The sequence below is a fragment of the Vibrio sp. 378 genome, assembly GCF_033339435.1.
Genome location: NZ_JAWOUO010001217.1, coordinates 1 through 513, shown reverse-complemented (window position 1 = coordinate 513; position 513 = coordinate 1). Strand labels below are relative to the sequence as shown.

Genomic DNA, 513 nt, shown 5'->3' with positions numbered 1-513 from the left:
CACACAAGAATTCATCGCACGCAGTGGCGACTTTGCGACCATCATTGCATTAATTGACAACAACAAGCCTGCGATGGGCGTGGTGTATGGGCCTGTTTCTGGCGTCACGTATTACGCATACAGCGGCAAAGGTGCGTGGAAAATCCCAGACATGTCTGAAAGCGTGAAAATCCACACGCACAAACATGAACAAGCAGGACAAAACATTGCCATTGCTATCAGCCGTCGCCAAGACATTAATCGCATCACCAGCCGCATGAGCAGCGCTTGGAACTACGACTTAATTCCTCTCGGTTCTGCAGCACTAAAAGCGTGTTTGGTGGCGGAAGGAGCGGTCGATTGCTATTTACGTTTGGGCCCTACTGGCGAATGGGATACAGCAGCAACGCAATGCATCGTGGAAGAAGCAGGCGGACGTATTCTCAGCACTCACCTCGAACCTTTGTCTTACAACGAACGGGAAACGCTAGAGAACCCGAACTTTATCGTGCTGGGCGATACGAATTTGCCTTG

The 513-nt window shown here is 50.7% G+C and carries 1 protein-coding gene; it reads left to right on the top strand.

Features of this window, described 5'->3' with window-relative positions; genetic code table 11:
• Positions 1 to 513, top strand: a 513-nt coding sequence (locus R7Q48_RS31225; RefSeq protein WP_318134306.1) for an inositol monophosphatase family protein, incomplete at both ends; no start/stop codon positions are given.